We start from the raw sequence: 13,471 nt of genomic DNA, 5'->3' as shown, positions 1-13,471 counted from the left end.
TCCCACGGCCGGTAACGACCACTGATCTATCCCCCTAAAGAACACATTTCCCCTCTCACACTCCGCACTATGCGGAGTCACTTAAACCAAGGAGATCTCCCCCATGACCGCGACTTTGAAGAACCACGCAGAACAGCGCACTGCTGATCCTTCGAAGCTGCCGGAGGGCTTCACCACTGTGCCGGCACCATACGGCAAGGATGTTGTCGATGCCGATGGCAACAAGATGAGCCACGTGTTCGGCGCCGGTGTCGAGCAAGGTGCCGCTCCACTTCGCGATGAAACTCTCGGTGAGAACCTGCGTGCGATTGTGGAGAAATTCCCGTCCCGCGACGCCGTGGTTGACGTCTACGCGGATGTCTCCTTTACCTTTGAACGTTTCTACAACCGAGTTCTGCGTCTGGCCAGTGCTTTCATCCGCGCGGGCTACCGACCGGGAGACCGCATCGGCATTTGGTCCACCAACCGCTGGGAGTGGACCGTGGTGCAGTACGCGTGCCACCACATCGGCCTGGTGCTGGTCAACATCAACCCGGCTTACCGCCAACACGAGCTGAACTACGTGCTGGAAAAGGCAGGTGTGCGTATGGTGTTTGCCGCCCGCCGCTACAAGGACTCCGATTACCGAACCATGCTGATCGAGGCCTCCAAGCAGCGCGGTGTGCGCCTGGACAAGGTCATCTACTTCGGCTCCTCCGAGTGGTACGAGCACATGCACAGCGAAATCGACGACCTGAGCGAGTACACCTCCCAGCTGAAGCCGGATGATCCGATCAACATCCAGTTCACCTCGGGCACGACAGGCTTTCCCAAGGGCGCTACGCTGACGCACCGCAACCTGCTGAACAATGGATACTTCATCGGTGAGCTGTTGGGCTACACCGAGACCGACCGCATCTGTGTGCCGGTGCCGTTCTTCCACACCTTCGGCATGGTGATCGGCACATTTGCGGCCTTCACCCACGGTGCCGCTATTGTCATTCCGGCTCCGTCGTTTAAGGCGCGTGAAACCCTCAAGGCTGTGCACTCGGCCAAGGCCACCAGCCTCTACGGCGTGCCGACGATGTTCATCAATGAGCTTGAAGAAGCCCACGACCAGGAGGAATACGGCTCTCCCTACGACCTGTCGATGCTCCGCACAGGTGTGATGGCAGGTACCTCGTGTCCGTCGAAGACCATGCGTGATGTGATGGACAAGCTCAATATGCGCGAGATTGCCATCTGTTACGGCATGACGGAGACCTCGCCGGTGTCCTTCCAGACCCGCGCGGATTCCCCGCTGGAAAAGCGCGTCAACACCGTCGGCCAGATCATGCCGCACCTGGAAGCCCGCATCATTTGTGAAGAAACCGGCGAGACGTTGCCGCGTGGCGAACAGGGCGAGGTTGTCGTTCGCGGATACTCCGTTATGAAGGAGTACTGGGAGCACCCGGAAAAGACCGCCGAGGCCATCGACGCCGACGGTTGGATGCATACCGGAGACTTGGGTGTGCTTGACGACGAGGGCTACCTGTCCATCACCGGACGTATTAAGGACATGCTCATCCGCGGTGGTGAGAATATCTACCCGCGCGAGATTGAAGAGTTCCTGTTCACCCACCCGGCTGTCGTTGATGCACAGGTCATCGGTGTGCCGGATGACAAGTACGGCGAAGAGATCATGGCATGGGTCATTCTGCACGACGATGTGGAAGACCTCACCGCCGAGGATGTGGCCGCCTTTGCCCACGGCAAGCTATCGCGCCACAAGATTCCGCGCTACGTCCACGTCGTTGAGGAGTTCCCGATGACCGCGTCGGGCAAGGTACGCAAGGTAGAGATGCGTGAGATGGCTCCGCGAATCCTGGGCTGGGTGTAGAACAATGTCAAAAGCAACTGATCAGACCGGCCGCGAGTTTGTCGCAGGCCTCGTCACTGATGGAATGACCCTGGCAGTCGGCGGTTTCGGCCTGTGTGGTGTGCCGTATACCCTCATCGAGGGCGTGCGTGACTCCGGGGCAAAAGACCTCACCATCGTGTCCAACAACATGGGCATTGACGGCACTGGGCTGGGCATTCTGCTGGAGAACAAGCAGGTGGCAAAGGTCGTGGCCTCCTATGTCGGTGAGAACAAGGAGTTTGCCCGCCAGTACCTCGAAGGCGAAATCGAGGTGGAGTTCACCCCACAGGGCACTCTGGCAGAGCGGCTTCGCGCAGGTGGCGCAGGTATTCCCGCGTTCTACACCGCAACCGGCGTCGGCACGCTCGTTGCAGAGGGCAAGCCTCACGCCGACTTCGACGGACAGACCTACGTGCAGGAGCGTGGCATCGTTGCCGACATCGGCCTGGTGCACGCCTACCACGGCGATATTGACGGCAACCTTGTCTATCGCCGGACCGCGCAGAACTTCAACCCGCTGTGCGCAGCATCCGGCAAGGTGACCGTCGCGGAGGTGGAGCACTTGCTTGGCCGCGGTGAGATCGACCCGGATCGGGTGATGACTCCGGGTGTGTATATCCAGCACATCGTTCGCGGTGACGGCCGCGAGAAGCTCATTGAAAAGCGCACAACTCGGCCACGCAATACCGCTTCCAGCCACGATGCCGGTGACGCGGCAGCAGGGGAGGAGATTTAAATGGCACCTGCGAAGACAATTATGGACAAAGGCTGGAGCCGTGACGAGATGGCACAGCAGGCCGCTGAAGAGCTGCGCGATGGCGACTATGTGAATCTGGGTATCGGCATTCCGACACTGGTGGCAAACCATATTCCCGAAGGCGTGCGCGTTCTGCTGCAGAGTGAAAACGGAATTCTGGGAATGGGCGCCTTCCCATACGAAGGTGAAGAGGACGCTGACCTCATCAATGCGGGTAAGCAGACCGTGACATTGGTGCCGGGCGCGGCAATCTTCGACTCCGCCACCAGCTTCGGCATGATTCGCGGCGGTGCCGTGAAAATGGCCGTGTTGGGTGCGATGGAGGTTAGCCAGTGCGGTGACCTGGCCAACTGGATGATTCCGGGAAAGATGGTCAAAGGCATGGGCGGCGCGATGGACTTGGTCGCCGGTACCCCTCGAGTGGTGGTTTTGACCGATCATGTTTCCAAAGATGGCAAACCAAAATTGGTAAAAGCCTGCGAACTGCCCCTCACAGGTGCAAAAGTAGTGAAAAGGATTATTAGCAACCTGGGAAGCTTCGATGTCGCTGATGATCACCTGGTGCTACGCAGGCTGGCACCTGGGGTGACGCTGGCCGATATCGAGGCCAACACCGAAGCCGCATACGTGGTTGACCTCGAGAATTAAATACGCAGCAATCATGGTCAGTCCACACTCATCAGTTTTGACTTAGGAGAAAACCATCCATGAGTAACCTTCCAGCTCCCAGCCCGAATGATGTCGTTATCCTCGCCGGTGCCCGTACCCCGCAGGGCAAGCTGCTCGGCCAGCTGGCACCGCTTACTTCCGTCGAACTCGGCGCACATGCTGTCAAGCACGCTGTCCAGCGTTCCGGCGTTGCCCCGGAAGAGGTTCAGCACGTCGTTCTGGGCCAGGTGATTCTCGCAGGCGCTGGCCAGAACCCGGCCCGACAGGTCGCCATTAAGGCAGGTCTGCCATGGAATACGACCGCTGAGATCGTTAACAAAGTCTGCCTCTCGGGCCTAAACGCTGTCATTCACGCCGCTCGCCTGATTCGTCTCGGTGACGCAGACGTCGTTGTTGCAGGTGGTCAGGAGTCCATGACGCACGCTCCGCACGTTGCACGCGGTGTTCGTCAGGGTAAGTCCTTCGGTGCGCTGAAGCTGGAGGACACCTTGGAGCGCGACGGTCTGGTCGACTCATTCGATGGTGTGTCCATGGGTACGCTTACCGACGGTCCGAACAACGACCTCGGCATTAGCCGCGAGCAGCAGGACGAAGTTGCGGCCGCTTCTCACCAGCGTGCAGCCAAGGCGCAGGAAGACGGTATTTTCGCGCAGGAAATCGCTCCAATCGAGATTCCGCAGCGCAAGGGTGACCCGGTAGTTGTCGACACCGACCAGGGCATTCGCCCGGAGACCACTGTGGAGACCCTGGCTAAGCTGCGTCCGGTCTTCCTGAAAGAAAACGGCACCATCACTGCCGGTAACTCCTCGCCGATTTCCGACGGTGCCGCAGCAGTTGTGCTGGCATCGCGTGCCTACGCAGAGAAGCACGGCCTGGACTACCTCGCAGTTGTGGGCAAGGCCGGCCAGACCGCAGGTCCGGATAACTCCCTGCACGCTCAGCCGGCGGACTCTTTGAAGGAGGCCCTGCGTCGCGCTGAGTGGGACGCGCAGGAGCTTGACTTCATCGAGATTAACGAGGCATTTGGTGCGGTGGCTGTCAAGTCCCTGCGTGAGCTGGACTACCCGCTGGAAAAGACCAACATCCACGGTGGCGCGATTGCCCTCGGCCACCCGATTGGCTGCTCCGGTGCCCGCCTGACTCTGACCGCTGCAATGGAGCTGAACCGTCGCGGTTCGGGTCGCGCTGGTGTGTCCCTGTGTGGTGGCGGCGGCCAGGGCGACGCGCTGCTGCTGTACCGCGACTAATCGCTTAGGTTAAAAACTCAGCAAACCCGCGTTGTGGTTTCCGCTCTATGGACCCCACAACGCGGGTTTTGTTGCCTCCTGGGGGAGCCCCTGCGCGAAGGTGATTCGAGTTTTCAATTAGGTTAGGAGCTATGACAGGCTTTAGCTCCCTCGATGGTGAACAGTCCTTCCCTTGGCTTCCCTCTGGCCCGGCGCTACTCTTCGCCCCGGCTGACCGTCCGGAACGTTTCCAGAAAGCTGCTGAACGATCGGACATGGTCATTATTGACCTGGAGGACGGCGCTGCCGTTGACAATCACGAGCAGGCACGTGCGAACATCATCAACAATCCGCTCGACCCGGAGGCGACTATTCTTCGGATTACCGGTCCTGGGACTCCGACCTTCGCGGAGGATGTCGCCTTTGCCCGTACATGTGACTACGACATCGTCATGGTGCCCAAGATTCGAGGCTCCATCCCCGCAGAGCTCGAAGGGTTGAAGATCATCGCGATGATTGAAACCCCGCAGGCCATGATTAATATCCAGCAGATTGCCACGCACCCGGACGTTGTGGGTCTGTTCTGGGGTGCCGAAGACCTGACCGCCGAACTCGGTGGGGTGTCCTCGCGCCAGAGTGTGGATGAAAATCCTCGTCGCCACTACCGCGATCCGCAGCGATTGGCTCGTGCACTCGTTCAGGTGCATGCAGCTGCAGCGGGTATTGCCGCCATTGACGCCGTTCATACTGACTTTCGCGATGAGCGCGGCCAGTACCTAGAGGCTCTCGATGCCGTGGGCTGTGGTTTCTTGGCTACGGCCTGCATCCACCCGGCGATGGTGCCGCCGGTGCGCAAGGCATATAAGCCGTCGGAAGCAACGCTCGCCCGCGCCCGGAAGATTGTCGATCACGCAGGTACGCACACTGGCGCCTTCCAGCTCGATGGCGAGATGATTGACGCGCCCGTCGTAAAGCAAGCCGTGGCAGCGCTTGCGCGTGCGGGGATTTCGGAGTAACTAGCGGCGGGATTTCGCCAGGTTCTCGGTGACTTTCCGGTCGATGCGGCCGAAGTTGTAGTACGCCGCACAAGCGCCTTCGGGGGAGACCATGCAGGTGCCGATGGGGGTCGCCGGGGTGCAGGCGGTGCCGAAGACCGCGCATTGCCACGGCTTGATGTGGCCGGTGAGCACAGATCCGCATTCGCAGGTCACGGGGTCTGGGATACGGCGCCCCGGCACCTGGAAACGGCGCTCGGCATCGAATGCTGCGTATTCCTCAGAGATGCCGAGGCCGGAGTTTTCAATCCAGCCGAGACCGCGCCACTCGAAGGTGTCGCGGAGGGCAAAGACGCGGTCCATGAGCTTCTGCGCGGTGGTGTTGCCGGAGGAGCGCACAACGCGCGCGTACTGGTTGTCCACCCGCGACCTACCGGCAGCAACGTCGCCGCTGACGAATTGATCCAGCAGCATGACGACGGCCTGGAGTACATCCAATGGCTCAAAACCGGTGACCGCCACTGGCAGATTGAACTCGCGCGGCAGGAACTCAAAAGCGTCCGTGCCGGTGGTAGTAGCCACGTGACCTGGGCCGATGAAACCATCGACTTTGGTTTCGCCGCCGTTGACGATGGCGCGCAGTGGCGGCTCGATGAGCACGTGGTTGGAAAATACGGAGAAGTTTTCCACTCCCTGCCGGCGCGCGGCCTCAATGGTCACGGCTGTCGACGGGGCGGTGGTCTCAAACCCAACGGCGAAGAAAACAACCTGCTTATCGGGGTTATCGGTGGCGATCTTCAGCGCGTCGAGAGGCGAGTAGACAAAACGCACATCGGCGCCGCGCGCACGTGCCTGCATCAGCGACGTTTCGGACCCCGGCACACGCATCATGTCGCCGAAGGTCGTGAAAATGACGTCTTCCTGCTGTGCCAGCCAAATGGCATCGTCGACGCGACCCATGGGGATGACGCAGACGGGGCAGCCGGGGCCGTGGATGAGCTCGATGTTATCGGGCAGAAGGTTTTCTAAACCGTAGCGGTAGATGGTGTGCGTATGCCCGCCGCAAACCTCCATGAGCGCAATGGGATTGTTCAGTTTTTTTGCGTCGCGCTCAATGCGCGCGAGCAGCTTCTTGGCAGCAGCGGGATCACGGAATTCGTCGACATATTTCATGATGTCTTATTGCCCTCAGTTGATTTGTGACGATGAGAAGGATTCCAACTCATCTTCATATGTGTCGCCGCCCAGTTGTTTAATCTGCTGGAGGGAGAGTGTGGCCTCTTCCTCATCGATTTTGCTCATGGCGAAACCGACATGTACGAGAACCCAATCACCTTGTGTGAGGTCCTCATCGACGAGTAAATCGGTGGAAATCATGCGTGCGACACCACCAATTTCAACTGTTGCGCGGGCCGCATCGTGGACTTCTGTAATCACTGCAGGGACACCAAGACACATACGCTTCTCCTCGTTTGCAATACTTTTCGAGACTACCATCAGGGTCAGTGCGCCTCGTATTTGGAGTATGAGTTGCGCAATTTGTCATTGTCCGCCTCGTAGCCGTGCAGTTTAAGGATATGTAGCCATGCAGCCGAAGAATCGTCTGAACACCAACGAAGCCAAGGTAAACACCAATATTGGTCGCGTTCGGGCACGTCCGTTCAGGCTTCTCGACGATTACGTCACCCTGCAGCACGGCTCCGGTGGAAAGGCATCCGCAGCTCTGGTTGAACAGGTCTTTTTCGACGCCTATGGCAATGAAATTCTAGGGCAGGGTGGCGACTCCGGGCTCTTCGCCGCTGATGCCGTCGTCGAAGCTGCGGCAGCTTCTGCACATGGCGGGGCGCGGCTGGCAATGTCCACCGACTCCTATGTTGTCAATCCCATCGAGTTCCCGGGCGGCAACATCGGGGATTTGGCCGTCAACGGCACAATCAACGATCTGGCGGTAGCCGGCGCCAGGCCACTGGCGCTGACCGCATCGTTCATTCTGGAAGAGGGGCTGGAGATTGCGACTCTGCGCCGCATCGTGGCGAGTATGCGCACCGCTGCCGATGCCGCAGGGGTGAGCATCGTTGCCGGCGACACCAAGGTTGTGCCGAAGGGCGCAGGTGACCGGGTCTACATCACCACTGCCGGGGTGGGTGTAGTCCGCGGCGACTACGCCGGTGCCGCTACGGAAGGATCTGTCTACGCAAACATCGAGGCCGGAGACCGCATCCTCGTCTCCGGTCCAATCGCCGATCACGGCATGGCCGTCATGCTCGCCCGCGGCGACTTGGCTCTGGCCGCGCCTATCGAGTCCGATACCCGTGCAGTCAACGGTCTGGTCGAAGCGCTACTTGAAGCTGCACCCGGCACTCGCTGGATGCGCGATGCGACCCGCGGCGGCCTCGGAACGGTCGCCAACGAGCTCGCCCGCGGCACCGGTCTCGGCGTCGTGCTTGACGACGAATCCGTTGCGGTCCGCGAAATGACCCGCGGCGCCTGTGACATGCTCGGCATCGATCCGCTCTATGTCGCCAACGAAGGCACCTTCGTCGCCGTTGTCCCCGCCGAGCAATCCGAGGCAGCGCTCAGTGCACTCCACGCAGCCGGAGCTTCCGAGGCTCGTGATATCGGCTCCATCGAGGACGAGCCCGCCGCTTCCGTGGTGCTGGTGACCGGATTCGGCGGCACCCGCATGGTGGACATGTTGGTCGGCGACCCGCTGCCGCGCATCTGCTAGAAATCCATGCCGGTTGCCGCCAGCAGGCGACCGGCCACCGCTTGGCCAAGACTCAAACCGCCATCGCCCGGCGGCACAATTTGATGCTGCAACAGGGTAAAGCCCTCAGTTGCAACTTCATGCCGCAGCAGCTCCATCAACAGCGCATTATTCGCGCAACCCCCGCTGACGCCGACAACATCGGTGCCGGATTTCTCCGCCGCCTGCACCAACCGCTTGCCGACGAGGCCCGCGACCCCACTGTGAAATACAAAGGCGGCCTGCTCAACGTCAGGCGATGCTACCGCCTCCCGGATGACCTCCTGGAGGTGCTCCGACTTGGTTTCTGAACTGACTGCTCCGAGTGCTTCCGCATGTGACCGCACGTAGCGAGTCGCAGCTGCCTCCAACTCCATGGCCGCTTGCGCCTCGTAGCTGATGGCCCCGCCACCGCGCCAGCGAGGAAGCAGCAGTGCTGCGGCGGCATCGAATATGCGGCCGAGAGAAGAAGTTTGCACTGTGCCTACTCCCGTCGCCAACTGGCTTTTAACCAGGGCTACTTCGCGCTCGTTGGAGAGGTTGCGCAGGAGGTGGTCGTCGTCAAGCTCCCATGCGTGAGTGAGACCGAGGGCGAGCCGCCACGGGTGCGTGACGGCACGATCGCCGCCGACCAACGGGAAAGTGGGGCAGTGCCAGGTGCGTTCCCAGTTTGCGGAACTGCGACTGAGCGTGAGGATCTCGCCGCCCCAGATGGAGCCATCGGTGCCATATCCGGTGCCGTCGAGGGTGGCGACGACGGCGCGGTCCGCGTTCGGGGAGAGGAGGCGGTGTTCAGCGAGTAGGGAAAGCGCGTGTGCAAAGTGGTGCTGAACCGCGAGGAGCTCGATGTCGTGCTCGGCGGCGAAGCGTTCGGCGAAGGCGGTAGTGGCGTAGCCCGGATGAAGATCGCAGACGACAAGCTCCGGGGTCGCATCGCGCATGGAAAGGAGCTGGTCAACTGCCCTCTGGTAGGCCTTTTGGCTGGCCCACGAACCCATGTCGCCAATGTGTGCGGAGACGTGAGCGAGGTCCCCATGCGCGATAGCGAAAGTGTTCTTCAGCTCCCCGCCAGTCGCGAAAATGGTGGGTTGGGAGGTACAACGGACGCTGATGCCGGGGCCAGTGGCGGAGCCAGGGCCAGTGCTCGTGTGGCTACGAGAATCGGTGGCCGTGATTGAAACGGGGATGGGAGCGAAGCCGCGGGACCGGCGCGATGGGGCGGTGCCGATGAACACCGAATCTTCAACGGGTACGTGGATTTCGCGGTCGTGGAGGATGAAAGCGTCGGCGATGTGACCGAGCTTCTTCAACGCGTCGGCATTGTCGGTACACACGGGCTCGCCACTGAGGTTGCCGCTAGTGACCACGAGTGGGCGATCACAAAGCAGCAGGTGAATGCCTGAGTACGGAAGCATAATGCCGAAGCTGTCGAGGCCCGGTGCGATGAGATTGGAAAGCGGCCCCGACCGCTGCTTCGGTGCGATCACAATCGGCGCCTCAGGCGAGTCGAGGAAACGCTTCTCCTGTTCAGTTAACTCAACCAGTTGGGCCGCGGTGTCAACAGTGGGAGCCATTACCGCCAATGGCTTGTCGGGTCGACGCTTGCGCAGCCGCAGTTTCTCGCAGGCAGCGTCATTGGTGGCATCGCAGACCAGGTGAAAACCACCAATACCTTTGACGGCGAGCAGGGCGCCGTCGTCAAGCAGCGCGTGTGCGCGACGAAAGAGAGCGAGAACCTCCTCGCGGGAGGTAGCGGTGGTGGTGTCGCCTGCATCGTGCCAGCTCAGACGCGGGCCACAGTCGAAGCAGCTGATTGGCTGGGCGTGATAGCGGCGGTCGGTGGGATCGGTGTATTCGCGCTCACACGGGGTGCACATCGGAAAGGCCGCCATAGTGGTGCGCGGGCGGTCGTAGGGCAGTTCAGTGATGATGGACAGACGCGGCCCGCAGTTGGTGCAGGAGATGAAAGGGTAGAGGTAGCGCGGGTTGGTAGGGTCGAAAAACTCACGGCGGCAGTCCGGGCACAGTGCAGTGTCAGGCGGAAGCAGCGCGCGGCCGGAGTAGCTGTGGCGAGAGGGCACGATGGTGAACTCGTGCTCATGACCGAGCACCGCGACCGGCTCAGCTGAGTGATTGATGATGCGGGCAAGCGCCGGCAGTTCGGTGAAAAGCTGGCTGCAGAAGGCCGCGAGGGCGTCCGACGTGCCTTCTACCTCGATGAATACGCCCTGCTCATCGTTGCCGCAGAAGCCAACGAGACCCGCGCGCCGGGCGATGGTGGCGACAAAAGGGCGGAATCCGACCCCCTGGACGATTCCTTCGATACGCCAGCGAATGCGTTGAATACTCGTACCCATCCCCGCCCCGGTCGTGCCTGCCTTTTCCATGTGCTCAACTTTACGTAAGCGGCTCGGGTCCGTTCGCACTGCTAGTTTGGAGATTGTGCACGAAGTAGCGTTGAGCATGCAGTTGGCGAAGGTTGTCACGAGAGCAGCCGAAGGTCGAACTGTACGCACTGTGCACCTGCGGATAGGCGCTCTACGGCAGGTTGTTCCAGAAACCCTTTCATATGCGTGGGAATTCGTTAGTCGCGATACCGGTTTGGGGCACGCGAAGTTGGAGATCGACTGGGTACCTGCGGTTGTCGAATGCGCGCACGGGCATCGCGAACAAGTGGGGCCACTCGACGGGCTGCTGTGCCCCACGTGTGGAAAGCCGGGACGCGTAATCTCGGGGGAAGAGTTCACAATCGTCGACATCGACGTCGACACGCACAAGTAGGAAAGACGGTTTTATCATGGGACGTTTCCACCGGCATGACGGCGATGACGCACACCACCATCACCACCATCATCATGACCACGACCACCACCACGGCCATGACCACCACCACGGCCATGACCATGTTCATCTTGCCGACCCCGATGACACTAGCCACGGTGACCACTCGGGTTATGAAACCGGCGTGGAACGCGTGACCATCCTCGAGGACATCTTCAGCGAAAACGATCACCGCGCCGAGCACAATCGCGAGCTGCTCGCCGACCATGGCGTGGAAGCCATCAACCTGATGAGCTCCCCGGGCTCGGGCAAGACCGCATTGCTGGAGAAGACGCTGGCGGCTGCACAGGGCAAGTTGCGCGTCGGCATTATCGAAGGCGATATTGAGACTGCGCTCGACGCCAACCGCCTGGAGGGCTACGGGGCACAGATTTCGCTGCTGAACACGGGCAATGGATTCGGTGGCGAATGTCACTTGGACGCCCCGATGGTCTCCCGCGCACTCGAGGGGCTGGATCTGTCCACGCTCGACCTGGTCATGATTGAAAATGTGGGAAACCTCGTCTGTCCGGCCGAGTTTGAGGTCGGTGAGACTCGCAAGGCAATGGTCTACTCCCTCACAGAGGGGGAGGATAAGCCGGTCAAGTACCCGGTGATGTTCCGCTCTGTGCAGGTAGTGGTTATCAACAAGATGGATCTTGCCCCGTACCTCGACTTCGATATGGAGCTCTTCCGCGCCAATCTGGAGAAGGTCAATCCAGGGGTGAAGGTGATTGAGGTCTCCGCTAAGACCGGGGAGGGCATCGACGAATGGCTCCGTTGGGTCAACCCTGCGCTGGTTGATTAAGCGCGCTGGGGTCGTCGTGAAGCAATGGGGGGCATTACGGCATGCTTGACGACGACCCCGCTACCCCTCGTTTCGCTCCACCTTAGTGGGGGATAGGCGATATCCCGCTGTAATCTGCGGCGGTTTTCACGTTCATTCCCTGTACCTGGAACAATATTTACGCAACATTTATCTTGCATATTATTTTGTTATAACCGCAGCGCAGCACCATTATTCAGGTTGTTCTTAGGTCGCTATACTTGGCCATGTATAGGCAATGGGCCTGGGTAGTTGTAAAACCTCGAAACCAATATTCCTAATAACTAAGCAGAAGGCGCAGCGAAAAATGATTAGTGGCGCGAATTGGCAGGAAGGGACCCTCGGCGAAAACCTCGCTAGAGCTGGTGTCTCACGGCGCAGTTTCATGAAGTTTTGTGGCACTATGGCGGCAATTTTTGCCGCCGGAACTCCAAATGTCGGTGAGGCCGCAGCGCAGTCACTGACTCCCTCGGCGGAGGAAATCGCAGATAAGCTCTCGGCTGTAAAGAAGCCGAAGGTGGCTTGGCTGCAGTTGCAGGAATGTACCGGATGTATGGAATCCGTATTGCGTTCCGGAGGCACTACTGCTGAAGACGTGGTGCTGAATCTGGTTTCAATGGACTACAACGAGCTGCTCATGGCACCGTCCGGGCACGCGGCCGAAAAAGCTTTGGATGACATGAATGCCGAGGATCACATTCTGGTGGTCAATGGCTCGATTCCGACCGGCGAGAACGGTGCTTACTGCACCATTGGTGGTAAGTCGGCAGAACAGGTGCTGCTCGAGGCTGCTGAGAAGGCCACGGCAATCCTGGCCGTTGGTGCCTGCGCAGTCTGGGGTTCTGTCCAGGCTGCTAAGCCGAATCCGACCGGCGCCAAGGGGGTCGATGAGATTATCAAGGACAAACCGGTGATTAACGTCTCCGGTTGTCCGCCGATTGGTGAGGTGATTACGGCCACCCTGACGTACGTACTTACTTATGGCAAGGCTCCGGAGGTCGACGCCGAGGGGCGTCCAAAGTTCGCCTATGACCAGCGTATTCACGACTCCTGTCCGCGTCGCGCGCATTTCGATGCCGGTCAGTTCGTGAAAACGTTCGACGACGAGGGTGCACGCAACGGCTGGTGCCTTTACGAGGTCGGCTGTAAGGGGCCATCCACGTTTAGCCCATGCCCAATCGTGCAGTGGAACCTTAAGTCCGGTTGGCCAATCGGTGCTGGTCACCCGTGCATTGGCTGTACTGAGAAGGACTTCTTCGACCAGTTCACTCCGTTCTACGACAAGTTGCCGGGAATCCCGGGTGTTGGGGTGGAGTCCAGCGTGAACAAGGTCGGCGTTGGGCTGTTGGCTGCCACTGCCGCGGGTGCCGCGGTCCATGGCGGACTCACGCTGGTGAAGGAACTGAAGATAAGGCGCTCCAACGGCGAAGAAAAGGTGTTGGCTGCGTTTGGCGGTGTGGAAGGACGGAAGCCACCGATGGTCGACCTTCCTCCAAACTCACCAGGCGCGCAGAGCGAGACAGCATCCGATTCGAAGGACAACTAAGGGCATA

12 protein-coding genes are annotated in these 13,471 nt (G+C 60.1%); 9 read left to right on the top strand and 3 right to left on the bottom strand.

Going from position 1 to position 13,471, the window contains the following annotated elements; translation table 11 throughout:
• The first annotated feature begins 103 nt into the window (after positions 1-103).
• The 5 genes from CORAM0001_RS02140 to CORAM0001_RS02120 all read left to right on the top strand — a co-directional run bounded on the left by CORAM0001_RS02140 (position 104) and on the right by CORAM0001_RS02120 (position 5,547).
• On the top strand, positions 104-1,858 hold the full coding sequence (locus tag CORAM0001_RS02140; protein WP_005510003.1) for an AMP-binding protein: 1,755 nt from the start codon (positions 104-106) through the stop codon (positions 1,856-1,858).
• A gap of 4 nt (positions 1,859-1,862) precedes the next feature.
• Positions 1,863-2,615, top strand: a complete 753-nt coding sequence (locus tag CORAM0001_RS11495) for a CoA transferase subunit A (RefSeq protein WP_005509781.1) — start codon at positions 1,863-1,865, stop codon at positions 2,613-2,615.
• Positions 2,616-3,284, top strand: coding sequence for a CoA transferase subunit B (locus CORAM0001_RS11490; protein WP_005509864.1), 669 nt, complete (start codon positions 2,616-2,618; stop codon positions 3,282-3,284).
• 59 nt (positions 3,285-3,343) lie between these two features.
• Complete coding sequence (locus tag CORAM0001_RS02125; protein WP_005509978.1) at positions 3,344-4,552, top strand: acetyl-CoA C-acetyltransferase; 1,209 nt, start codon at positions 3,344-3,346, stop codon at positions 4,550-4,552.
• Between the two features lie 131 nt (positions 4,553-4,683).
• Positions 4,684-5,547: an HpcH/HpaI aldolase/citrate lyase family protein gene (locus CORAM0001_RS02120; protein ID WP_005509801.1), complete on the top strand. Its 864-nt coding sequence runs from the start codon at positions 4,684-4,686 to the stop codon at positions 5,545-5,547.
• Here the strand turns inward: CORAM0001_RS02120 and hypD are convergent, their stop codons facing one another.
• Together hypD and CORAM0001_RS02110 are read right to left on the bottom strand one after the other, a co-directional pair.
• Positions 5,548-6,699, bottom strand: a complete 1,152-nt coding sequence (gene hypD, locus CORAM0001_RS02115; RefSeq protein WP_005509788.1) for a hydrogenase formation protein HypD — start codon at positions 6,697-6,699, stop codon at positions 5,548-5,550. It abuts the gene before it with no gap.
• Positions 6,700-6,714: 15 nt separating this feature from the next.
• Complete coding sequence (locus CORAM0001_RS02110) at positions 6,715-6,984, bottom strand: HypC/HybG/HupF family hydrogenase formation chaperone (RefSeq protein WP_005509948.1); 270 nt, start codon at positions 6,982-6,984, stop codon at positions 6,715-6,717.
• Positions 6,985-7,111: 127 nt separating this feature from the next.
• Between CORAM0001_RS02110 and hypE the strand changes: the two genes are divergently transcribed.
• Positions 7,112-8,254 carry a hydrogenase expression/formation protein HypE gene (hypE, locus tag CORAM0001_RS02105; RefSeq protein WP_005509839.1) on the top strand — a complete coding sequence of 381 codons (1,143 nt, stop codon included), beginning with the start codon at positions 7,112-7,114 and terminating at the stop codon, positions 8,252-8,254.
• On the opposite strand, the gene hypF is transcribed toward hypE, so the two are convergent.
• Positions 8,251-10,659: a carbamoyltransferase HypF gene (gene hypF, locus CORAM0001_RS02100; protein WP_005509994.1), complete on the bottom strand. Its 2,409-nt coding sequence runs from the start codon at positions 10,657-10,659 to the stop codon at positions 8,251-8,253. The genes hypE and hypF overlap by 4 nt on opposite strands.
• On the opposite strand from hypF, the gene CORAM0001_RS02095 reads away from it, so the two are divergent.
• From CORAM0001_RS02095 to CORAM0001_RS02085, 3 genes are all read left to right on the top strand, one after another.
• On the top strand, positions 10,658-11,053 hold the full coding sequence (locus CORAM0001_RS02095; protein WP_050773582.1) for a hydrogenase maturation nickel metallochaperone HypA: 396 nt from the start codon (positions 10,658-10,660) through the stop codon (positions 11,051-11,053). The genes hypF and CORAM0001_RS02095 overlap by 2 nt on opposite strands.
• Positions 11,054-11,069: 16 nt before the next feature.
• The gene (gene hypB, locus CORAM0001_RS02090) at positions 11,070-11,900 is read left to right on the top strand and encodes a hydrogenase nickel incorporation protein HypB (protein ID WP_005509960.1); all 831 of its coding nucleotides are present in this window, start codon (positions 11,070-11,072) and stop codon (positions 11,898-11,900) included.
• A gap of 325 nt (positions 11,901-12,225) precedes the next feature.
• Complete coding sequence (locus CORAM0001_RS02085) at positions 12,226-13,464, top strand: hydrogenase small subunit (RefSeq protein ID WP_005509923.1); 1,239 nt, start codon at positions 12,226-12,228, stop codon at positions 13,462-13,464.
• The last annotated feature ends 7 nt before the right edge of the window (positions 13,465-13,471 follow it).

The sequence above is a fragment of the Corynebacterium amycolatum SK46 genome, from assembly GCF_000173655.1.
In the GTDB taxonomy this organism is placed as follows: Bacteria; Actinomycetota; Actinomycetes; order Mycobacteriales; family Mycobacteriaceae; genus Corynebacterium; species Corynebacterium amycolatum_A.
The sequence above is the reverse complement of the archived record's forward strand: the minus strand, read 5'-3'. Positions and strand labels throughout refer to the sequence as shown.

Bases quoted from the DNA above. Each gene is read 5' to 3' on its own strand.
- CORAM0001_RS02140 (WP_005510003.1), top strand. From the start codon at position 104: ATGACCGCGACTTTGAAGAACCACGCAGAACAGCGCACTGCTGATCCT.
- hypD (WP_005509788.1), bottom strand. From the start codon at position 6,699: ATGAAATATGTCGACGAATTCCGTGATCCCGCTGCTGCCAAGAAGCTG.
- hypB (WP_005509960.1), top strand. From the start codon at position 11,070: ATGGGACGTTTCCACCGGCATGACGGCGATGACGCACACCACCATCAC.
- CORAM0001_RS11490 (WP_005509864.1), top strand. From the start codon at position 2,616: ATGGCACCTGCGAAGACAATTATGGACAAAGGCTGGAGCCGTGACGAG.
- CORAM0001_RS02110 (WP_005509948.1), bottom strand. From the start codon at position 6,984: ATGTGTCTTGGTGTCCCTGCAGTGATTACAGAAGTCCACGATGCGGCC.
- CORAM0001_RS02085 (WP_005509923.1), top strand. From the start codon at position 12,226: ATGATTAGTGGCGCGAATTGGCAGGAAGGGACCCTCGGCGAAAACCTC.
- CORAM0001_RS11495 (WP_005509781.1), top strand. From the start codon at position 1,863: ATGTCAAAAGCAACTGATCAGACCGGCCGCGAGTTTGTCGCAGGCCTC.
- hypF (WP_005509994.1), bottom strand. From the start codon at position 10,659: ATGGAAAAGGCAGGCACGACCGGGGCGGGGATGGGTACGAGTATTCAA.
- CORAM0001_RS02120 (WP_005509801.1), top strand. From the start codon at position 4,684: ATGACAGGCTTTAGCTCCCTCGATGGTGAACAGTCCTTCCCTTGGCTT.
- CORAM0001_RS02125 (WP_005509978.1), top strand. From the start codon at position 3,344: ATGAGTAACCTTCCAGCTCCCAGCCCGAATGATGTCGTTATCCTCGCC.
- hypE (WP_005509839.1), top strand. From the start codon at position 7,112: ATGCAGCCGAAGAATCGTCTGAACACCAACGAAGCCAAGGTAAACACC.
- CORAM0001_RS02095 (WP_050773582.1), top strand. From the start codon at position 10,658: ATGTGCTCAACTTTACGTAAGCGGCTCGGGTCCGTTCGCACTGCTAGT.